Raw genomic sequence first — 20708 nt, forward strand, 5'->3', positions numbered from 1 at the left:
CTTACGCCGCCTTTGCCGGAGCGTTGATGGTCATGAAATAGAGGTCTTCCAGCGAGCCTATCACCGGCTCGAAGCCGTCGCCCGGATCGCTGTCAGCCACGATGTGGATGACGGTCTTTCCGGCGAACAGGCGCTGCGAGATCAGGGTGTATTTCGCCTTGTAGTCGGCAAGCTGTGCGCGCTCGATTGTCTTCTTCCAGATGCGGTTCTTCAGCGACGAGATAAGATCGAGCGGCGCGCCGTCCAGTTGAATTCGGCCGGCCGCCAGGATCGCCATGCGCGGACACAGGTCGGCGACGTCTTCGACGATATGGGTCGACAGGATAACCACCACGTCGTCGGCGATACCGGCCAGCAGGTTGAGAAAACGGTTGCGCTCTTCCGGATCGAGGCCGGCGGTCGGTTCGTCGACGATGATCAGCTTGGGATTACCCAACAATGCCTGGGCGATGCCGAAGCGCTGGCGCATGCCGCCGGAAAACCCAGCCAGGGCCTTGTTGCGCACGCCCCACAGATTGACCTGTTCCAGCAGGGCGCACACCGTGTCGCGGCGTTCGTTGAGATTCGACAGCCCTTTCAGTACGGCCAGATGGTCCAGCATGGCATAGGCCGAGATACGCGGATAGACGCCGAAATCCTGCGGCAGATAGCCCAGTCGCTCGCGCAGCTTTTCCGGCTGGGCGATGACGTCGATATCGCCGAATTGGATGCTGCCCGAGGTCGGGGTCTGAAGCGTCGCCACGCAACGCATCAGGCTGGACTTGCCTGCCCCGTTGGGGCCGAGTAGCCCGAACATGCCGGTCGGCAGGTCGAGGCTGACGCCGTCCAGGGCGCGCACACCGTTGCCGTAAACGTGGATCAGGTTTTCGATACGCAGCATGGCATTCCCCTGGCCCTGAGATAGTCGGCTTAGTTTTATACGATGATTATGACGGGTAGCCCGGATTTGTCACGGGGGGGCAGGTTAATTTTCGGTAAGGTTGCGTTTATGGCCGCAATGCTGAGCAGTTGCGGGCCGTGGCGTTTTGTCCGGCTGCGTGTGCGTCCTGCCTATGCGATAACGGGCTGCGCAGCCGCAAAGGCGTCCCCCATGACCGTGACAACCGTCACCCCCCTGCCCGATCCGTCGCTTCTGGCCGGCTATCGCGACGCCAGGGCCTATACCGACAGCTACAGCATCGACCTGCCGTTTGCCGTCGACCTGGCCGACTATATCGACGCTTTCTACACGACGCCTTTATTCAAGCTGGAACGGCTGATCCTGGCGCTTCTGGTGGCCAGGCCGTCAACCGACGCCCAGGCGGCATTGTTGGCGTATGGCGAGATCACCAAGTTCGCCGCCTGGACCGTCGAGGCCCGCACGGCGGACCAGATCGTCATGTGCGATTTCATGAACAAGACGCGTTCATGGCTGATGGTCGTGCTGGATACGACAACCGGCACGACGCGCCTTTACTTCGGCTCAGCCATCGTCCCGGCGCACATACGGCCCGACGGCAAGGCCTGGCTCGGCCTGGGCTTTCACCTTCTGCTGCCGTTCCATCGTGTCTATTCCAAAGCCCTGCTATGGTCGGCCGCCCGCCGCCTTACCAGACGATATGGATCAATACATCGACTTTGAGCAGGCCGGCTCTAAGCTTCCGGCAGCATGCCCGGCAGGGCGATCTCGGTATCGCGCAAGGCATCGGCCGCCCTGGTGGCGATATGGGCGGCGCCCTTTGGCGACATCAGGGCCGCCGTCTTCATGCTGGCGTGCGTCACCCCGGCCAGGCGCGCCACCGCCATCTGGCGGTAATTGTCAAAACCCTGGACCATGCAGGCGCCGGCGGATAGCTTGGCCGCGGCGCTGAGCGTTCCGAGATAGTCCTTCAGCCCCTCTTCGTCACGCTTGGCGCCGTCATATTCGATGCAAACGCCCGACAGGCCACACTTGTTCAGGCCCGATATGGTCTTGCGGTCAGGGCTGACCGAGCCGACCACGGTCATGCAGAACGGCTTGATCATCGAGACGATTTCCAGCACGCGATGCGGCGGCACACCGTCCAGCCCGCGCACTTCGAACAGGACCTTCAGCCCCATCTCGGCGGCAGCCTTGGCGACTTCGACCGTGATCTTCTGCCGGGCCCGTGCCGAGGCGAAGGTCGAGAAGGCCGCCGGCACCACCATCATCATCTTGCGTTGTTCGGGGGTGCGCATGCGCAGCAATTTCAGACCCTGGTCGATATTGACCAGGTCAACCTGCTCGCGCAGGTTCCAGTCGAGATTGGCCAGATGCTTGCGATCCAGCAGGGTGCTGTCGAGATGTTCCATGACCATCGCTTCGCAGCGGTGGCCGATCATCACCATCTTCTTCATCTCGAACAGAGGTTCGATCGAGCTGGCAACCTTCAGGGTCCGGCCGGCATAGGAGACGGTGGCGGCGACAATGACCGGACGCTGAATCGGCACGGCATTGGCCAGGGGATTGGCGGCCGCTCCGCCATCTGCGCCTTCATTGTGAAAGCTGCCGTTACGCGCTTTCAACGGCAGGCTGTCGCTTTCGCCGGGACCGAAATAGCTGTTCAAATCGATCTTGGTGATCAGCAGACTGTCGACGTCCTCCACATGAACCTCATAGATAGGGACCTCGAGCGCCGACATGTCGCCGACAAAGAAGCCGCATAATTCGCGCCACATGTCGGCAACAGCCAGCGCGCCTTTGCGCGATCCCAACTGCGGCAACATGGCCAGCCAGGCATCGCCATTCAGCGGTATGCACCAGTTGGGCTCGGCGTAGGGCTTTTCGAAACCGGTCTTCAGGTGTTCGAACACCAGATCGCATTTGCTCTCCCACTTGGCGCCCAACCGAACGATCAGGGTATCGAGCTTCAGCAGAAAGGCATGCCCCTGCACATCGACATGGGTTTCGCGCAGCCTTTCGACGATCTCCACCGCCTCGCGCTGCTGCAGCATCAGCCGTTCGCTGCCGCCCACGGGAGGGCGGGCAAGAACGGAGGAACGCTGCGCGACCCCGGCCGAAGCCTGAGTGCCCATGGTATTCCTTGGAGTTTCCTGGTCACTACCGGACATAGACTGCCCTTGTTGGGTACTAAACTACGGGGATATCAAAACTTATTCGTCTGACCAATTTAGGACATGTCAATTGAAACAAGATTAACACACGGGGTTTTCACGCGATTTACATATCGCGCGCAACGGTTGTGCCCCCGTTAAACAACTGTTCACCCTGACGGCGCACACTCTCATCAGATTCGCATCGGAGCGTGCCGTGCCGGCCTTACAGTATAGTTCCCCCCCACTGATACCCGAAACCCCGGTTCCGGTAACCCATACAGACTTCCACGGCATTACCTTTCATACACCGCGCTGTGAAACCCGGCCGGTCGCCGGCAACGGCCCGATCCGCTCCGACCACGACCTCATCGTCCGCCTGTGCCGCATGCCGGTCGATCTGGCCGCCCCTATGCTGCGGTCGTCCCTGCCCTCTCTCGACACGGCCGCCCTGCTGGCCCTGATCGCCGCCACCGGCGAAGCCCATCACATTCTGATCGCCCAGAGACCAGGCCTTGAATGGCGGGTCGTACGCGCCCTGATGAAGAGCGGTCACGACAGCGTCCTGGTCGCCCTGGTGCGCAATACCGGTATCGATCTCGACGCCGAAGACCGGACACGACTGGAACGCCTGGCCGCCGAACGCCCAGCCCTGGTCGATGCCCTGGTCGAACGTTATGGCATGCCGCGTGGCGAACTGGATCCCATGGCCTGCGACAGCCACAGCAATCTCAAGCTCCTGATGCTGATGCGCAACCAGGACATTGCGCGTTTCTGCAAGGAAGCCGCCAGGCGGCTGCATGTTAAGGCGCCGACGCTGCAAAACGTGCTCGAAAGCCCGTCGGCCGTGCCGCTGGCCCTGACATTTCGCGCGCTCGGCCTGGATCGCGCCGTCTTTCTGCACCTTTTGACCTTCTGGCAGGCCGCCCATGGCGGTGCGCCCGCCTTGAACGACGCCCATCGCCCGTTGATCCTGTCGCTCTTCGCCCTACCGCGTGATGCAGCGCAGCAGAAACTACGCGCCATGCTGCCGGTGTAACCCTTCAATTTCTATACTCCAAGCCGCGATGACGACGACTCATCGCGCTTGGCAAGGGCGCGAAAAGACGCTTCATGGCCGCCGCCGCGTTGCGGCGAGCCACGCGGCGTTTGAGCTAAAAAAAAATGACAAAACCGGCTTAAACAGGCTACAACGCCTCATGTCACTGCGCCTCGACTTCACCGCATCCGACCGCCCCGAAGCCCAGGCCGCCTGCGCGCGCCTCAAGGCCCTGTACGGCGCATCGGCCAATCCCGACGTCGTCGTGGCGCTGGGCGGCGACGGATTCCTGCTGCAGACCGTGCACCGCTACCTGAAGGACGGCATGCCCATTTTCGGCATGAACCGCGGCAGCGTCGGCTTTTTGCTCAATGATTTTTCCGAAGACAATCTGATGGATAGAATCATTAAGAGCGAGAGCACCCTGATCAGCCCGCTGAGCATGGTCGCCACCGGTCGCGACGGGCGTGAGCACCGTGCCCTGGCCTTCAATGAAGTGTCACTGCTGCGCCAGTCGCACCAGGGCGCCAAGCTGCGCATCCTGATCGACGGCAAGGAACGCCTGGACGAATTGATCTGCGACGGCGCCCTGGTATCGACCCCCGCGGGATCGACGGCCTATAACCTGTCGGCGCATGGCCCTATCATTCCCTTGACGGCCAAGGCGATGGCCCTGACTCCAATCAGCGCCTTTCGGCCCCGCCGCTGGCGCGGCGCCATCCTGCCGCATACCGCCCGCGTCCGTTTCGAAGCGCTTGAGGTCGACAAGCGCCCCATCAGCGCCACGGCCGACACCTATGATGTGCGTAATGTCGTCAGCGTCGACATCGCCGAGGCCGAGGATCTGAAGGCCACTCTGCTATTCGATGCCGGCAAGGGCTATGATGAACGCGTCCTGGCGGAACAATTCATCGCCTAGATGCCTTGCCGGGTTGCGCTAAAAGAATCGTATCAACGCTTATTAAACGACCTTGGTTTACTGTGATGGCGATATCGACTGTATTGCCGGAGCCTCAGGAGTAACCATGCAGGAAAAAGCCCAGATCATTCAGGTCCCCAACACCTTGCGCGCCAAGGTCGGTGGACGCCTGGGCGCACTCGACGCCGAATCGATCGCCAAGGCCGAAGCCGCGCTGGCCGACCTGTCGACCCAGTTCGACTCCTGGCTGCTGGACGAAGTCAAGAAGCTCGAGGACGTGCAGGCACAGATCAAGGTCGAGGGCCTGACGGTCGAAAATGCCGAACAACTGTTCTATCGCGCCCACGACCTGAAGGGTCTGGGTACGACCTACGGCTATCCGCTGATCACGCGTATCTGCGGCTCGCTGTGCAAGATGATGGACGACGAGACCAAGCGCGCCGAAGCCCCGCGCATCCTGGTCGACGCCCATCTCGACGCCGTCCGCGCCGTTGTGCGTGACCAGATCAAGGCCGAGAACCATCCCATGGGCCGCGTCCTGGCGGAAACCCTGGAAGCGCGCGTCAAGGAACATCTCGACAAGGTCGACAAGGCGTAGGTTTGGTCTGGTAAAGGTATTAAAAAAGGCGGCCGTCGGGCCGCCTTTTTGCTGTTGTGATGTGGGCTTTATTCCAAGCCGCAATGACGTTGACTCATTGCAGCTTGGCAAGGGCGACCGCCCGCCGCGCACGTTTGCGCGAGCCATGCGGCGCTTGAGCTGAAATAAAGCGAATATCGACCTGCACCTTTGCAGGTTGATATTAAGCCGCGGCGCGCGGGGCAATGGTCATGCCCGGTCCGGCGGACTCCTGGACCTTGTTCCAGCGCCGTCCCTTCGAGTCACGGTCGAGGCGCTCATAGAGATAGATAAGGTCTTCACGCGGCGCGAACGGTACCTGGGTGAGGAAACGTTCGATCAGGCGTTCCTGGAAACGCACGGGGTCGAGGTGGCCGGCTTCGGCCATCAGGGCCTGATAGGTCTGCACCGCCGCACGGAAGGTCTGGTACATGCGGCCCGGCAGGCCGGCACGGTCGTAGATGGCGCGGAATCCCAGGCTGCCGGCGTCGTGCACCATCAGCCAGGTGCGTTCGTGCGGCACGCCCGACAGTTCCGCCAGGGCATGTTCGAAGAAGCCCATGTGACCGCGCGCCAGGGCGCGCAGCATCAGGGACGGCGTCAGGCGTTCCGTCGTCATCAGGTGTTTGGCCAGGCCCTTCGGGTCCATGCTGGCGCCCGTCTGGTCGGCCATGTCGAGCGTGGCGCGTTCCTGGGTCGCCTTGACGATCTCGACAGCGGTTTCGGGCTTGATGGCGTGTTTGGTGACCAGTTGCTCGCGCAGGGCAACGCTGACGATGTGCACCAGGCGTTCGCTGACCGAAACCGGCAGGGCCTTGCGGTTGATCAGCACGCTGTGCAGCACTTCGGAGGTGCCGAAACGGTCCATGACGCGGTTCATCCCACCGTCGCTGAAACGGGCATTGTCGTTGGCGCAGGCGATGACGACGGCCTCTTCGACAGCGGATTCGGCCAGGGTTGTGGTGACCGCTTCGGACAGTTCGTCGCGCTTGGCGATCGCAACCTGGCGCACAGGTCCGCCCGAACGGATGATTTCGCGCAGGTCGGAATCGCTGAACAGCGGCGAATGGGTGAGAACCGGGACCGCGACGGTCGTGACATCCTGGGCCAGTTTCAGGGCGACGTCGTGCGGCAACAGCTCTGACGTGCGCAGGGTGACCGCCAGGGCGCGACGCACCAGCTCGGCAGCGTCCTGGGCCAGCATGCGGATGATTTCCTGGGCCGCCGTCCGATCGATATCGGTCATGTCGCTGCGTTCCATGACGCGGCAGATCTTGTGCGTGGCGACAGCGCGGTCGTCGGCATTCTCGCTCTTGACCAGACGTTTGATGTCGACGTCGGACAGTATGTTACGCTGTGACAACATGAGGTCGGCGGACATGGTCTTGATCCTTGGGGCCTGAGCCCGGGTTTCAGGTGTAGAAACACCTTTGAACCCTAAGTGTCGCGCCTTAGTCCTAACGAATCCTTTATCCGTGCTGTTAAGTTCGAATTTACCTTAAAAATAAGCGGTTTAGTTGCGGATTCGGCGCTCAATTCGACGTGAAGTAACCGGGTGGCAAGGTCTGTCTGCTAGGTTGCGATCATGTCAGCATCCCCTCCCCTCTCCACCGTCCTGCCCGCCGATACCGCGGCCATGGATTTCGGCCTGCGCGCCCAGGCGCGCCTGTCGCCCTATGTCATGGGCTTCTTCGGCATTGGGGTACCGGTCTTCGTATGGAGTGCCCAGTTGGGCCTGTCGACCTGGCTGCTGGCCTGTTACATGATTCTGTTCGTCATCAACTGGACGGTCTTCATGGTTCTGAAGAACCAGGCCGAGAAACGCCAGGCGCTCGAATTCAACGACGCAGCGGCCTATCGCGCCAATCTGCAGGCGCGACTCTGGCGCCAGGGTGTGGGCGGTGCGGTATGGGCTATCAGCCTGCTGATCATCACCCTGTCGGCGGCAACGGCCGGCCTGGGGGCGCAGATGTTCCTGATGGTCTGCGCGGGCGCGGCCGTCGGAATCATCTTCTTTTCCGCACCCGTGCTGATTCACCTGCTGATTTTAGGCCCGATCGCCGTGGCCGGGCCGATCTTCGCCATACAAGGCCTGCATCAGGGACCGGAACTGAGCCGGATGATGACCGGCGGCCTGGCCCTGGCCCTGGCCATGGGCTTCGTCCTCAATCGCCACATGCGCGAACACTATCTGCTGCAGCACCGCCAGCTTGAACTGGCGGGAGAACGCGAAGCGGCGCGCGCCGCAACCGACACGCTCAACGACGCCAAGCTGGCCTTGATGGAGACGCTGCAACGCGAGGTCCAGACCAGCCTGAAGGGCCTCGAACAGAACCTGATGCAGTGCCTGACGCACCTGGCGCGTGCGCCGACGCCGCGGCAATATATCGACGCCGCCCTGACCGAGGTCGGCCATCTTCAATCGATCCTGGTCACCACGCTGGATAACGACGTCGCAGCGGCGGGCCAGATCGAGATGGATATCAAACCGCTCGATATCGACCTTGTGTGTCAAAAGGTGACGGCGCACCTGGCGGGCCTCGGTCACGGCAAGGATCTGGGCTTCTTCTATAATTCCGCCGGCCTGCCCGAGAGCGGCGCCGTCCTGGGCGACGAACATCGCGTCGAACAGATACTGACGCACCTGCTCAACAATGCCCTTCTGTACACCCAGCAGGGCCGCGTGGAACTGAAGATCATCGCGCTTTCGAACGACGTCCTGCGCCTGGAGGTGGTCGATTCCGGCCCGGGCCTCGACGAAGATGAACTGGTTCAGGCCTTCCAGCCGCACATGCGCATCCAACGCACCTCTTCGGGTCATTCCGGCGCCGGTCTGGGCCTGAGCCTGTCGCGCGCCCTGGCCGAACTGATGCATGGCCAGGTCGACGGCCAGAGCACGCTGGATGTCGGCTCGAAATTCTGGCTGGACCTGCCCTTCGACAAAACGGCATCTCCGCCGGCGCGTCCGGTGGAAAGCGAAATCGCGCCCGAAGAGGCCAGTGACCATTCCCTGCGCGTCCTGCTGCTGTCGAACGACAGCCTGCGCTCGGCGCAACTGCGCGACTCGCTGGAGCATCTTGGCCACAAATGCCTGACCTCGACCTCACGCGAACGCGCCATCGCCCTGGCCCGCAAGGCGCCGGTCGATGCCTGCCTGATCAGCACAGGGCCATTCGAAAATCTCGACGACGCCGAGAGCCGCGCTGGGCTGGAAGCCTTTCTGGATCGCCTGCGCGCCACCCAGAGCGAAGCCACCTTGAGCATCATGGCGCTGGTCCCGGCCGGCGACCAAGTCGACGAGTTGCAGGCCCTTGGTGTGCGTCCCCTGTTGCTGCCGCAGAACCGCGAGAGCCTGGGCCGTGCCCTGGCGGCGGTGTAGCACCGTCGAAGATCGGGGTCTGGGGCCTGCGGCCCCAGCTCTTCGGCTTATCCGGCAACAAGTCCCGCGCCTCTAAGGCGCGGCGCTTGATGCCGGACAAAGAGTAAGGACCGGGGCCGCAGGCCCCAGACCCCGAAACCGGACAGCGCCACGAGTCGTCCCGCTCCCCAAGCTTCGCCGACAGGCGGCTTCGCACAGGAAGCCGCTTTGTTTGACATCGCCGGCCAGTCGACGAATAGTCGCGATCGAGGGACAGACTCAGTCCGGGTGAAGGGATTCGTCATTGTCAGGGGTTTTCCAGATCGGCGCCTGCACTGTCGACCCGTCGCGCAATGTCATACGCCGCGACGGAACAGACCAGACGATCGAACCCAAGGTCATGGAAGTCCTCTGTTGCCTGGCTGAGCATGAGGGCGAGGTCATGTCGCGCCAGGCGCTTATCGATGCCGTCTGGGGCGTAGCCTATGGTGGCGACGAAAGCCTGACACGCGCTATTTCCTTGCTGCGCAAGGCTTTGCAAACCGAAGCAGGCGCGGCCGATATCATCCAGACCATTCCCAAGCGCGGCTATCTGCTCAAGATTCCGCTGGCCGAAGCGCCCTTACCAGCCGCTGTATCTCCACGCGCCTGGCGTACGCGACTACCGGCCATATTGGCACTGGCCGGGCTGGCCATTCTTGGCGTGATCATAGGTGGACTCGTCTTCACGCGGCTATCCGCCCCGCCGCCCTCCCTTATTGAGGGTGTCGTCGTAGTCGTTCAGCCGTTCATTTCCAGTCCGGACGGCGGCGACAGCCAGGTGCTGACCAGCCATGTGACAGCCGCGCTGGCGCGTTTCGACCAGATCCATGTTCGTTCCCACACCGCGACCGACACCGCAGCCAACCGTCCGGACGCGCGCCGCTACTACATCTATGACGTCACCGGCACAGTATCGGGCGAAGGTGCGACCAGGCGGCTGGGCGTTCAGCTTCGCAACCAGGCCACCGGCGACACCCTTTGGTCCGGTGAGGAAGATATTTCCGGAACGGACCGCGACCGCGCCGTCTCGACCCTGGCCGCCGAACTCGAGCTGGCGATCCTGCAGGCCGCCAAGACGGAGGTGCAAAAAAAGCCCCCCATAGCCCTGAGCCCCTGGGAACTGGTGTTGCTGGGCACATGGGTGCCGGGCGCCGACCGTGAATGGCAGGGACCGCCGACCAGGGAGTCCTATTGGGTGTGGGAACGCGCCATCGCCAAGGATCCGGATTTTGCCCTGGCCCCTGCCAGCCTGGCCCAGGTCATGGCCAATTTTGCCCTGTTTGATCCGCCCTCCGACACACCAGCCCAGGCGGCCCGGGCCGCGGCCAGCGCCGATCATGCCCTGCAACTGGCGCCCTACGACGCCGGGGTTCTGTTCCAGGTCGCACTGTACCATAAATATGCCGGACATCGCGATCAGGCCGCCGCCATGCTGAAGCGCGTGCTGGAGCTGGAGCCCGACAATGTGGTGGCGCAGATCGAGCTGGCCTATGTCCAGGGCCAATGTTCGGTGCAGAGCGGCGACGCCATCGCGCGCCTGAAGTCACTGGACGTCACCCTGCGGCCGGCCAATCCCGCCCATTGGGTCGTCCTGTCGCGTATCGCCGACCTGTCGCTGGCGCGTGGCGATTACGCCCAGGCGCAGGACTATGCGCGACGCTCACGGCAGATCGTGCGCCAGATGTGGTCATCCATCACCCTGGCCGCCGCCGATGCCGCCCTGGGGGACACGGTCGAGGCGCGGCAGGTCGGCGCAGAACACGCGGCACAGTGGCCGGCGCTGAACTATGGCCGCTTTGCCGATAGTCCGCTGTCGCGCTGGTGCCTGGGCGGCGATACCACCCAGGCCCGCAAGGCCTTCACGAAGCTGGATGCCGCGATGACAGCCCCCCTGTCAAAATAGACGAGACAGGCTGAGGTTCAGCCACAGGCCAGCCTTGTGCGTCTGCGCCTCGACACGCGCGATATCGCTGCTGCGGTCCGGCGTATAGAATACGCGGTCGCGCAAGGCCGGCGTGCCGTCGAAACCGTACAGCGTCGCCTTGAACATATATGGCCCCAGATTGTTCTTTTCGACATAGAGGCCGGCTGTCGGCGCAACTTGCGTCGTGTCGCTTTCATCGAAGCGATATTTGGCGATGCCCGAGGCCGCGCTGTAGTCGATCCCCCACGCCATGTGGCGCTTCGGCAGGTCCTGGCGAAAGTTCAACACGCAGGTCGAGGTCGGCAGGTTGGAGATGTTGCGCGGGCGATGGGTCAGCGGGTCGATTACGCGTGTGCGCTGGCGCATCAGGCTGACCTGCAGCGTACCGCCCGGAACGACGCGATCCAGCGGCACATGCAGACCCAGGCTGGCGCCGGTTATGGTGCCCTTGCCGATATTACCCGGCGCATCATAAGCGACACCATCCTTGCGCACCGGCACCAGATCCGCCGTGTCACTTAGCGCGCTGTGATAGACGGTCAGGTTCAGGGTAAATTTGGGGCTGAAATGCAGATCGCCAGCCAGTTCGGCGCGCCATTGCGTCTGCGGCCGCAATTCGGGATTGCCGCCGTTGATGACCGCGTCCTTCAACGAGGCGGCCGAGACAAAGTCGGCAAAATTGATCTGGCCAATGTCGCGATATAGCCGCAACGCCAGCCGGTTGGGCCCGAACCGGCGCGTCAGGCTGAACGACGGCTTTATGAAGCGATAGGCGACGCGCCGGTTGGTGTCGCCGGCGAAGTCGAGGACCGAACGCTCATAGCCGAGCTTGAACTCCGCCGACAGGTTCGGCGATACCTGCCAGGCGTCGGACAGCGCCAGGTCGTCGCGGCGTTCGGCTATGTTCGAATTGGAATCAGGGACAAGGATGGGGAAGGTCGTGCCGCCAGCGGTAAAGCTGAGGTCGAGCGCTGCATCCAGGCTGTTGTTCGCCCTCTCATAGATGAGTTCGAGGCGATGGCGTCCGAAACTGCGCGCCAGGCCACCGCGCAGGATGTTCTCCGCCTTGCGGTGATCCAGGGTCTGGACGAAGCGGTTACCCGTCATGGCGTCGGTCGAACGGACACCACTGAAAAAGTGTGTTCGCGTGGCAATGGCGACCAGGCTCAGCCGCCATGGACCCAGGTCGCGCTCATATTGCGCCCCCAGTTCGCCCGTCTGTGTCGTTTCGGTATAGGGCGTCCGCATGCCCCCGATCGTTTGCCCACCCGGCGCGGCAGTGACCAGCGTAGTGTCTTCGTGATAGCGCGAATATTTAAGCTTGCCCGTCAGGTTGAGGTCGGCGCCCAGCACGGGATGGCTGGCCGAGCCGTTGAGGGCGTATTCGTAGTAGCTGCGCGGTGACGATTCCCGGCCGGTGCTGAGCGGCCTGCCCTGCCCATCACGGTCGCGATAGCCCCCCTTGAGATCGCGCGCCAGGCTGTAGGTCTCGCCGCCGATGCTGTAGCGCGTGTCGTGATAGCGGCCGGACCAGTTGATGAAACCGTTCGGCGCTGCCCGGCCGCGATTGGCGTATTCCGCGCCAGCGCCCCAGATGCCCTGCCCCGCCGCCGGAACACGGACAATATTGGCCAGGACGGAAAAGCCGGAGGCATCGCCGGCCACGTCGGCGCCACTGAGGATTTCAATACGCAGAACCTGACGCGCGGGAATAAGCTGCAGGGCGTCCTGCAAGGTCTGGCTTTTGCCGGCCGGGCGGTGACCGTCAACCAGGACATTGCCCAGGCTCCCGGCATAGCCACGGCGGTTATCGCCCTCCTGCAGCGTGAACCCGGGTGTGCGGCGGATCATGTCGAGCGCCGTCTGGGGTTCGATGGGCGCGTAGAAGTCGGCCGCATAGACGACCCGATTGGGCGTTTGGGTCGGCGTTTCGGCAAGAGCCGGCATAGCGACGAGCGCAAGAGCTGAAAAGACAAGAGGACTGAGACGCATGGCTGGAACTCCGTGATGGGGACACGGAACAGCCTGCCTCACCTTGAAACTTCCGGCCTGAGGCCAATCGGAAGTTTGCCTGAGGTTTGCCTGAGGTTTATTCGATGTCGGGCTTCCGGATCGGTATGACCAATCCGGAAGTCTCGCTCAGACGGTTTGCCTCGTCAGACCTGCTCGGCCTACCAGATCATATGGCTCAGCACGTCGGCCTTCAGCGCGCCGGTGATGGTGACCGTGTTGCCACCGCCGAGGCTGACGACGGTATCACCCCCGACCTGCGACAGGGTAATGCCCGCGCCATTGACCACGCCGTGCGCCAGGCCGTGGACATTGATCCGGTCGTTCTGCACCGCCTGGAAGTCCGTGACGCGATCGACACCCGAGCCGGCGCCGAAGACGAACTGGTCCGCGCCCAATCCGCCGGCGAGGCTGTCGTTGCCTGCCCCGCCGGTCAGCAGGTTGTTGCCGGAATTGCCGGTCAGGCTGTTGGCCAGGCCATTGCCGACACCGTTGATATTGGCGGTGCCCGTCAGGATCAGGTTCTCGAAATAGTCCTTCAGCGAATAGGACACCGACGCGCGCACCTCATCGATCCCGCCGGCGTCGCCACCGCCGAGTTGTTCCGAGATGCCCGTCGTCGTACTGTCGACTATGTAGGTATCATTGCCGCCGCGGCCGTAGATCTTGTCGATTCCGCCGCCGCCGCTCAGCACATTGGCGCCGGCATTGCCGTAGATGGTGTTGGCCAGGGCGTTCCCGCTGCCGCTGATATTGCCCGATCCGGCCAGGGTCAGGTTTTCGACATTGTCACCCAGCACATAGGATACGGCCGATTGTACAGTGTCCGTGCCGGCGTTGAGCGCTTCGATCACAACATCGCCGATATTTTCGACGATATAGACATCCCGGCCGGCCCCGCCCGACATGGTGTCGGCGCCCGACCCGCCGTTCAGCGTATTGTTGCCGGAATTGCCGTTCAGCACATTGGCGAAAGCATTGCCGCTGGCATTGATATGCGCGCCCCCGGTCAGGGTCAGGACCTCGATCGACGTGACATTGCTCAGAGTCCGCGACACGGAGGACAGAAGCGTATCCGTCCCCTGGTTATTCAATTCCGTTACCACATCGCCGATATTGTCGACTGTATAGGTATCATTACCCAGCCCGCCGACCAAGGTATCGAGCCCCGCGCCGCCAATCAAACCGTCATTGCCACCGAGGCCGATCAACAGATTATTACCGGCATTGCCGGTCAGGCTATTCGCCGAGTCGTTGCCGGTCCCGTTGATCGCCGCCGGTCCGGCCAAAATCAGGTTCTCGACCCCAGCGGTCAGGGTCGTGGTGACCACAGTCTGCAGGGTGTCAACACCTTCGCCTGCCGCTTCCACGACCAGGTCGCCGGCATTGTCGACGACGTAAAAGTCGTCCCCCATACCGCCCGCCAAGGTATCGGCGCCGGCGGCGCCGTCCAGCCGGTTGTTGCCGGAATTGCCGTTCAAGGCATTGGCGATACTGTTACCCCGGGCGTTGATATCCGCCGACCCGGTAAGCGTCACGATCTCGATAAAGGTCGAAGCCAGCATATAGGTCGCACTCGACAGGATCGTGTCCGTGCCCTGGTCCATGAGTTCCATCACGACATCGGCGCTGTTGTCGACGACGAAAGTATCGTCGCCGAACCCGCCGCTCAATCTATCGAGCCCTGCGCCGCCATTGAGCCAGTCGTTGCCGTCCCGCCCCAGAATGGTGTCTGCCGAGGCGCTACCGGTTATGGCATTACCGAGTACCGAGGCCGTCAAGGTGGCGCCGGCCGTCAGTCGCGTGGTAAAATCAACGCTGCCGGCATCGCTCAGTTCGATCGCACCGGCCAGGATGGTCTGGAAACTATTGAGCGCCGCGGTCGTCCCCAACACATGGCCCGACGACGTGTAGAGAACCTCCACATTGGTGAAGACGCCCGCAATTTGGTCCTCGCCGGCCCCGTTCCCCAGTTCGACCGTATCCATACCATCGCCGCCATCGACCTGGTCCAGCGTATCCGTGTTGCCATCATAGAGGAACCGGTCGTCACCGCCGCCACCATTGAGCGTGTCGCTACCCGCCCCTGACACCTGGGTGTCATTACCCGGACCGCTGCTCAGGGTGTCGTCCCCGGCGCCACCGAAAATGTAGTCTGCGAATGCGCCGCCGGTGATGGCATTGCCGAACGTCGAGGCCGTCAAGACGGCGCCTGCCGTCAGCCGGGTGGCAAAATCAACGCTGCCGGCATCACTCAATTCGATTGCGCCCGCCAGGACGGTCTGGAAATTGTTGAGCGCCGCGGTCGTCCCCATGACATAGCCGGAGGGGGAATAGAGAACCTCCACATTGCTGAAGACGCCCGAGATATGGTCCTTGCCGGCGCCGTTCCCCAGTTCAAGCGTGTCCGTGCCGTCGCCGCCATCGATCAGGTCCGCCGTATCGAAATTACCGTCATAAAGAAACCTGTCGTCACCGCCGCCGCCATCGAGCGTGTCATGGCCGGTCCATGACGCCAGCGTGTCATTGCCCAAGCCGCCGTTCAGGACATCGTCGCCAGCGGCACCGAACATGTGATCTGCAAAAGTGCCACCTGTGAGGGAATTACCGGCCGTAGAGGCCGCCAGGTTGGCACCGGCCGTCAGCCGGGTGGTAAAATCAACGCTGCCGGCATCGCTCAGTTGGATTCCGGCGGTCAGGATAGTCTGGAAGCTATTGAGCGCCGAGGTCGTCCCAAGTACATAGCCGGACGACGCGTAGAGAACCTCCACATTTGTGAAGACGCCCGCGATTTGGTCCTTGCCTGCACCGTTCCCCAGTTCGACCGTATCCGTGCCGTCGCCGCCGTCGATCAGGTCCGGCGCGTCAGTGGTACCATCATAGAGGAACCTGTCGTCGCCGCCACCGCCATTGAGCGTGTCGTGGCCTGCCCCTGAGGACAGGGTGTCATTACCCTGGCCGCCGTTCAGGGCATCGTCCCCGGCGCCACCGAGAATCTGGTCGGCGAAGGCGCCGCCGGTGATGACATTGCCGAACGCCGATGCCGTCAAGGTGGCGCCGGTCGTCAGCCGGGTGGTAAAATCAACGCCGCCGGCGTCGCCCAGTTCGATGGAGGGAGCGAAAATGGCCTGGAAGCTGTTGAGCGCCGAGGTCGTTCCCAGCACATAGCCGGACGGTGAATAGAGTGCCTCCATATTGGTGAAGACACCCGAGATATGGTCCTTGCCGACACCGTTCCCCAGTTCGAGCGTATCCGTGCCGTCGCCGCCATTAATCAGATCCGGCGTATCGATCGTACCGTCATACAGGAACCTGTCGTCTCCCGCGCCGCCCTCAACCGTATCCTGGCCTGTCCCTGACGACAGCGTGTCGTTGCCCGCACCGCCCTTAAGCGCGTCGTTGCCATTTCCGCCCCAAATGTGATCGCCAAATACGCCGCCGGTGATGCCGTTGCCGGCATTGGACGCCACCAGGGTGCTGCCTGTCGACAATCTGGTCGTAAAATCAATATTCCCCCCATCGCTCAGGGAAATAGTGTTCGTCATAATAGTTTGAAAGCTGTTCAAGGCGGAAATTGTGCCGATCACAGAGGCCGATGTATAGCCGTCGGCAAGATAAAGGACTTCCACATCAATGAAGACGCCATCCAGAAAGTTGTCGGAACCGGAAATCACCAGATTGAGCGTATCCGTGCCGTCTCCGCCGTCAATTATGTCGGCCGAGTCGGCGCTGCCATAAAACAGGAACACATCGGCTCCGGCGCCGCCGTACAAGATGTCCTGACCGTCTCCCGAAGAGAATGTGTCATTGCCGCCCTTGCCGAACATGACGTCGTCGTCGCTTGTCCCGGACAAGGCATTGTCAAAGTCGTTTCCAAATATCTCAGCCATTTTGTTCCCCTCGTTAAGTCCGCCTTGCGTCACCAAGTAACAGACATTTTTCGTTGTCAAACGATGTCTTCACGCATTCGGCGAATTTTATGTGACATGGCGCGACAGGCACAGGCCAGGCTGCCAGGGGCAGCACCTCTATCGCCGACAGTTTAACCGAGCTCGTTATCGCCCAGGCCGAAAGCCTTGCCCAGGCTGCTATCGGCGTTGTCGCCGCCGTCGCGGCGTTCACGATCATCCCCCGGACCGAAGGCCGACATCAACTGGGTGGTAAACAGCAGGCCCGGCTGGCCATCGTCGCCGCCGAACACCAGTTGCATGATGGCCTGGTCGGACTTGACCTTGTCCCAACGCGCAATGGTCAAGGGCTGGGTGTCGATCTGTGGCGCCTCGGGCATCGGCATGGGCGTATCGCCCCCCGTGTGCGTCAGGTTGGCCATGACCTGGGTGACGTTAAGCGCGCGGCCATGGCTATAGAAGATGCTGTGATTGGCGCGCGCCGCGGCCGGAAACAGCGCGGCGGCCGTGGCGCCCGGGCGCGTCTGGCTGGCGGTTATCAGGTCGGCGGCGCCGTCGGGTCCCAGGAAGTGCGCGGCGTACAGCTCGCCCTGGGTGGCGTCGCGGCCGATCCGCCCCTTCAAATAGGCGGCATGCCCCGCCGTCAGTTCAGCCCCCATGACGGCATTGGCGTCCGGATCATAGCGCAGATTGAGGATTTCGCGTCGCGCCGCCGGACTGCTGACCTGGTAGCGGCCGTCGCGGCCGCGTGTGATCTGGTCGGCATAGGCACCGTAGCCATGTTTGGCGCCACTCGATTTCAGCGTCCCCAGCCAGGTTTGTTCGATGAACTGGAACAGGCCGGCCGCCGACGAGGTGCGGGCATGGGCCTTGGGGTTGAGGGAGCTTTCGCGCTGTGCCGTCTTGACCAGATAGTCGAAATTCACCCCTGTCGCCGTCGCCGCGCGCTGCAGCGAGCCCATCACGCCTTGGGCGCCGTGCTGCAGAGTCCGGCCGACGCTGCCCGTAAGGTCGGACAGGAAATGTCCCGTGCCGGGAGATGTGGTGAACAAACGCATGGTACTGGCCTTCACTATGTCGGCAAATTTTGCCGCATACGTGGTTAATACCAGCTTAAAATCTGTCAGGGTTGTAGGCGGCCGCGTCAATCGGCACCCCGTTGGCCAGCAGATCGAGGATCAGCCGGGCCGCCAGAGGGGCGAAAATATAGCCATTGCGCCGCATGCCGACGGCAACATAAACACCTGACGCCGAATCACGGCCAATCATCGGCCATCCGTCCGGCGACGCAGCGCGGATACCGGTGCGGGCAATGGATTCGTCGGTGTTCAGCGCCGGCATGATTTCGCGGGCGTCGAATTTCAACTTTTCGACCATTGCAGGTTCGATGGCGGTGTCGGTGGCGCCGAACTGCATGGTGGCGCCGAACCGGCCTACCTCGCCATAGTCTGCCAGATAACCGTAGGAAGACCGCGTTACCCCCAGCCCGCCCTGCCCTGCCAGTTCGAGTATATGACCTTTGATCGGCTCAAGATGACCCAGGCACGGCACATCGCCAGCCAGTTGGTGAGCACCATAACCGGCGGCAACGATCACCACGTCGGCGGTCACGACCTCGCCCGTATCCAGCGTAACCGAGGTCGCCGTGACATGACGCACGCTTGCACTTCGATGGTCGGCAATCTCGGCCTCCAGGGCCGCCAGCACCGTTCCCGCCTCGATCAACAGTTCACCGGAAACAGAGACGCCATTGCAGTCGACGGCCAGGCCCTGCAGGTCTCTATCGTCGAGCGGGGTGAAATCAACGCCCATCACGGCCAGGCGCGGTGTGACATGGTCGGATGTATTGTCGCTCTGCGGCCAGACATAGCGGCTGTAGGCATGATCCTGCGCCCGCAGAATGGCCTGGCGAACGGCTTGCGGCCAGGCGTCGAACAGGTCGAACCACGAAGACTGCGCCGCCTTGAGTCGGGCATAGCTGTGGTCGGGCTCGGGGTCGTTAATGGCTTCCAGCGCGGGGGCGATCATCCCGGCCGCCACGCCGGACGCGGTGTCATCGCGCGCATCGCGGGCGACGACTGTCACTGCATGACCATGCGCCTGAGCGGCGACGGCGATGCACAGGCCGACAATTCCACCGCCGACGACGATCAGGTTCTGAGATATGGAGGCTGGAATGCTTTGCGCCATGACCGCCGCCTTACGCGATTCCGCGCGCGGGGGCTATGCGACAAGATGGCTGGGCGGATAAAACTTGAGTTTTGCTGGCGCATTTCGGATTGCGCTGCGATGGTACCGCCTGCTGGTTTCGAACCAGCTACCTCCAGAGCCACAATCTGGCGCTCTACCAATTGAGCTAAGGCGGCATACCATCGTAAGGGACGTGTCTCTAACGCGGGATGCGCCTATGATCAAGCCTTAAGGCTGAAAAAGTTCATGGGCAGTGGAACGGCAAGCTCGTCCCGAGGCAATCGTTATGCCGCGTCGCGCAATTCGAACACCTACAGCCCCCAAGTGAAGCCGATCAGACGACGATCGCCCGGCTGCAAACCGCCCTCAACTGACGTGCTGGTCAACGCAGGCGAAGGGACGGTCAGACCCGAATTTTACCACGGCGCGTTCAGTGACCATTTGTAGGTAAACTTCCGACGATCGCCGTCCTTTAAGCCTCCTTCAACCGAAGCCGGGTCGACATGGGCAAAATTTATGAACATGCTCGCGGTCATATATCCAAAGTCGTAGCCTTTTGGGTCCTCGGACACGATTCTGCACGCGACCACAAAGCCTTCATGGTCGAGTTCGCAATCGACAGTTGCTAGACCGGCCTTATTTTGCTCAAGCGCTTTTGGGGGATAATAGGCGACCTCATTATCCGTATTAGGATAGCTCCATTTGCCTGTGATGTAACGTGGTTCGAAATTCGTCGCTGTGGACGGAGGTGTTGGGGTGGGCGTCTCCGTCGAAGAAGGTAAGTTGCTCGCCTGATCTGAAAGTGCTGTAGTTTCCTGGCTCATAGCTACCGGGGCCGAAAGCGCCATGAGCACCAAAGTGGTGAGCGCTGATTTCACTTGTAGCCCTTTGACGCGATATAGGTCTGCAGATCGCTGATCCGCGTCTTGTCCGACGGGTGGGTCGACATGAATTCCGGCGGCTTATTCCCACCCAGCGCCATCATGTTTTGCCACAGGACGATCGCTTCGCTGGCCTTGTAGCCCGCCTGGACCATCAGGTCGACGCCGATGCGGTCGGCTTCGGATTCCTGCTTGCGCGAATAGGGTAGTAAAATACCAAGCTGCGCCCCCAGGCCACCGTAATTGGCCACCGCCTTGGAGACATTTCCCTTGGTCACGCCGGCGACGACCCCGAGCCCGGTCTGGGTGGCGATCTGTTGTGATGCGCGTTCGGCGGCATGGCGGGCGATAACGTGCCCGGTTTCGTGGCCGAGAACGGCGGCAAGCTGGTCGTCGTTCTTCACCACCTTGAACAGACCGGTATTGACGCCGACCTTGTTGCCGGGAATGACAAAGGCATTCGGCTGATCGTCCTCGAACAGCACATATTCCCATTTGGCGTTGCCCAGGCCGGCGGCGCTGACGATGCGCGCACCGACCTTCTGGATACGGGCATTGAGAACGGGATCCTTCGAGATCTTCGCCGTCCGCAACTGCTCCTGCCAGGCCGCCAGGGCGCTTTGTTCCAACGCCGCCTCGTCGACCAGGATCAATTGCTGACGCCCCAATGTCTCATTGGTTTCACAGCCGCCGATCACGGTAGCACTCGCAATCAGCACGCCGAAAATCAGGGGTTTCATCCAGGTCCGCTTCATTCGCTTCATCCCTTG

15 protein-coding genes and 1 tRNA gene are annotated in these 20708 nt (G+C 62.1%); 6 read left to right on the top strand and 10 right to left on the bottom strand.

Annotation, left to right across the window (positions count from 1 at the left end; translation table 11 throughout):
- Position 1: 1 nt before the first annotated feature.
- Positions 2-880, bottom strand: a complete 879-nt coding sequence (locus AC1DXO_RS19420; protein ID WP_476979832.1) for an ABC transporter ATP-binding protein — start codon at positions 878-880, stop codon at positions 2-4.
- A 210-nt stretch (positions 881-1090) separates the two neighbouring features.
- Between AC1DXO_RS19420 and AC1DXO_RS19425 the strand changes: the two genes are divergently transcribed.
- Positions 1091-1621 carry a hypothetical protein gene (locus AC1DXO_RS19425; RefSeq protein ID WP_476979833.1) on the top strand — a complete coding sequence of 177 codons (531 nt, stop codon included), beginning with the start codon at positions 1091-1093 and terminating at the stop codon, positions 1619-1621.
- A gap of 11 nt (positions 1622-1632) precedes the next feature.
- Here AC1DXO_RS19425 and AC1DXO_RS19430 read toward each other — a convergent pair whose 3' ends face one another.
- Positions 1633-3033 (bottom strand): hypothetical protein, encoded by a 1401-nt coding sequence (locus AC1DXO_RS19430; RefSeq protein WP_476979834.1) that lies wholly within the window; start codon positions 3031-3033, stop codon positions 1633-1635.
- Between the two features lie 235 nt (positions 3034-3268).
- Between AC1DXO_RS19430 and AC1DXO_RS19435 the strand changes: the two genes are divergently transcribed.
- The 3 genes from AC1DXO_RS19435 (at position 3269) to AC1DXO_RS19445 (ending at position 5607) form a co-directional block, all read left to right on the top strand.
- A complete protein-coding gene (locus tag AC1DXO_RS19435; protein ID WP_476979835.1) occupies positions 3269-4090 on the top strand; it encodes a DUF2336 domain-containing protein in 822 nt (273 codons plus the stop codon).
- Positions 4091-4250: 160 nt separating this feature from the next.
- Positions 4251-5009, top strand: a complete 759-nt coding sequence (locus AC1DXO_RS19440; RefSeq protein ID WP_476979836.1) for an NAD kinase — start codon at positions 4251-4253, stop codon at positions 5007-5009.
- A 106-nt stretch (positions 5010-5115) separates the two neighbouring features.
- Positions 5116-5607 carry an Hpt domain-containing protein gene (locus tag AC1DXO_RS19445; protein WP_476979837.1) on the top strand — a complete coding sequence of 164 codons (492 nt, stop codon included), beginning with the start codon at positions 5116-5118 and terminating at the stop codon, positions 5605-5607.
- 202 nt (positions 5608-5809) lie between these two features.
- On the opposite strand, the gene spbR is transcribed toward AC1DXO_RS19445, so the two are convergent.
- On the bottom strand, positions 5810-7006 hold the full coding sequence (gene spbR, locus AC1DXO_RS19450) for a SpbR family protein (protein WP_476979838.1): 1197 nt from the start codon (positions 7004-7006) through the stop codon (positions 5810-5812).
- A gap of 204 nt (positions 7007-7210) precedes the next feature.
- Here spbR and AC1DXO_RS19455 point away from each other — a divergent pair, with 204 nt between their 5' ends.
- A complete protein-coding gene (locus AC1DXO_RS19455) occupies positions 7211-9004 on the top strand; it encodes a sensor histidine kinase (protein ID WP_476979839.1) in 1794 nt (597 codons plus the stop codon).
- Between the two features lie 283 nt (positions 9005-9287).
- A complete protein-coding gene (locus AC1DXO_RS19460; protein ID WP_476979840.1) occupies positions 9288-10928 on the top strand; it encodes a winged helix-turn-helix domain-containing protein in 1641 nt (546 codons plus the stop codon).
- On the opposite strand, the gene AC1DXO_RS19465 is transcribed toward AC1DXO_RS19460, so the two are convergent.
- The 7 genes from AC1DXO_RS19465 to AC1DXO_RS19495 form a co-directional block, all read right to left on the bottom strand.
- On the bottom strand, positions 10920-12941 hold the full coding sequence (locus tag AC1DXO_RS19465; protein ID WP_476979841.1) for a TonB-dependent receptor plug domain-containing protein: 2022 nt from the start codon (positions 12939-12941) through the stop codon (positions 10920-10922). The two genes, AC1DXO_RS19460 and AC1DXO_RS19465, sit on opposite strands and share 9 nt — an antisense overlap.
- A gap of 179 nt (positions 12942-13120) precedes the next feature.
- On the bottom strand, positions 13121-16849 hold the full coding sequence (locus AC1DXO_RS19470; RefSeq protein WP_476979842.1) for a beta strand repeat-containing protein: 3729 nt from the start codon (positions 16847-16849) through the stop codon (positions 13121-13123).
- A gap of 152 nt (positions 16850-17001) precedes the next feature.
- Positions 17002-17925, bottom strand: a complete 924-nt coding sequence (locus AC1DXO_RS19475; protein ID WP_476979843.1) for a transglycosylase SLT domain-containing protein — start codon at positions 17923-17925, stop codon at positions 17002-17004.
- A 55-nt stretch (positions 17926-17980) separates the two neighbouring features.
- The gene (locus AC1DXO_RS19480; RefSeq protein WP_476979844.1) at positions 17981-19057 is read right to left on the bottom strand and encodes an NAD(P)/FAD-dependent oxidoreductase; all 1077 of its coding nucleotides are present in this window, start codon (positions 19055-19057) and stop codon (positions 17981-17983) included.
- A 100-nt stretch (positions 19058-19157) separates the two neighbouring features.
- A tRNA-His gene (locus AC1DXO_RS19485) sits at positions 19158-19233 on the bottom strand.
- Between the two features lie 240 nt (positions 19234-19473).
- Positions 19474-19935 (bottom strand): hypothetical protein, encoded by a 462-nt coding sequence (locus AC1DXO_RS19490; RefSeq protein ID WP_476979845.1) that lies wholly within the window; start codon positions 19933-19935, stop codon positions 19474-19476.
- Positions 19932-20678: a M48 family metallopeptidase gene (locus AC1DXO_RS19495; RefSeq protein WP_476979846.1), complete on the bottom strand. Its 747-nt coding sequence runs from the start codon at positions 20676-20678 to the stop codon at positions 19932-19934. Before AC1DXO_RS19495 ends, AC1DXO_RS19490 begins: the two co-directional genes overlap by 4 nt.
- Positions 20679-20708: the final 30 nt, after the last annotated feature.

Source organism: Asticcacaulis sp. P2_C5 (assembly GCF_056404555.1).

Coding starts and splice junctions, on each gene's coding strand:
- AC1DXO_RS19420 (WP_476979832.1), bottom strand. CDS start 880: ATGCTGCGTATCGAAAACCTGATCCACGTTTACGGCAACGGTGTGCGC.
- AC1DXO_RS19425 (WP_476979833.1), top strand. CDS start 1,091: ATGACCGTGACAACCGTCACCCCCCTGCCCGATCCGTCGCTTCTGGCC.
- AC1DXO_RS19430 (WP_476979834.1), bottom strand. CDS start 3,033: ATGGGCACTCAGGCTTCGGCCGGGGTCGCGCAGCGTTCCTCCGTTCTT.
- AC1DXO_RS19440 (WP_476979836.1), top strand. CDS start 4,251: ATGTCACTGCGCCTCGACTTCACCGCATCCGACCGCCCCGAAGCCCAG.
- AC1DXO_RS19445 (WP_476979837.1), top strand. CDS start 5,116: ATGCAGGAAAAAGCCCAGATCATTCAGGTCCCCAACACCTTGCGCGCC.
- spbR (WP_476979838.1), bottom strand. CDS start 7,006: ATGTCCGCCGACCTCATGTTGTCACAGCGTAACATACTGTCCGACGTC.
- AC1DXO_RS19455 (WP_476979839.1), top strand. CDS start 7,211: ATGTCAGCATCCCCTCCCCTCTCCACCGTCCTGCCCGCCGATACCGCG.
- AC1DXO_RS19465 (WP_476979841.1), bottom strand. CDS start 12,941: ATGCGTCTCAGTCCTCTTGTCTTTTCAGCTCTTGCGCTCGTCGCTATG.
- AC1DXO_RS19470 (WP_476979842.1), bottom strand. CDS start 16,849: ATGGCTGAGATATTTGGAAACGACTTTGACAATGCCTTGTCCGGGACA.
- AC1DXO_RS19475 (WP_476979843.1), bottom strand. CDS start 17,925: ATGCGTTTGTTCACCACATCTCCCGGCACGGGACATTTCCTGTCCGAC.
- AC1DXO_RS19480 (WP_476979844.1), bottom strand. CDS start 19,057: ATGGCGCAAAGCATTCCAGCCTCCATATCTCAGAACCTGATCGTCGTC.
- AC1DXO_RS19495 (WP_476979846.1), bottom strand. CDS start 20,678: ATGAAACCCCTGATTTTCGGCGTGCTGATTGCGAGTGCTACCGTGATC.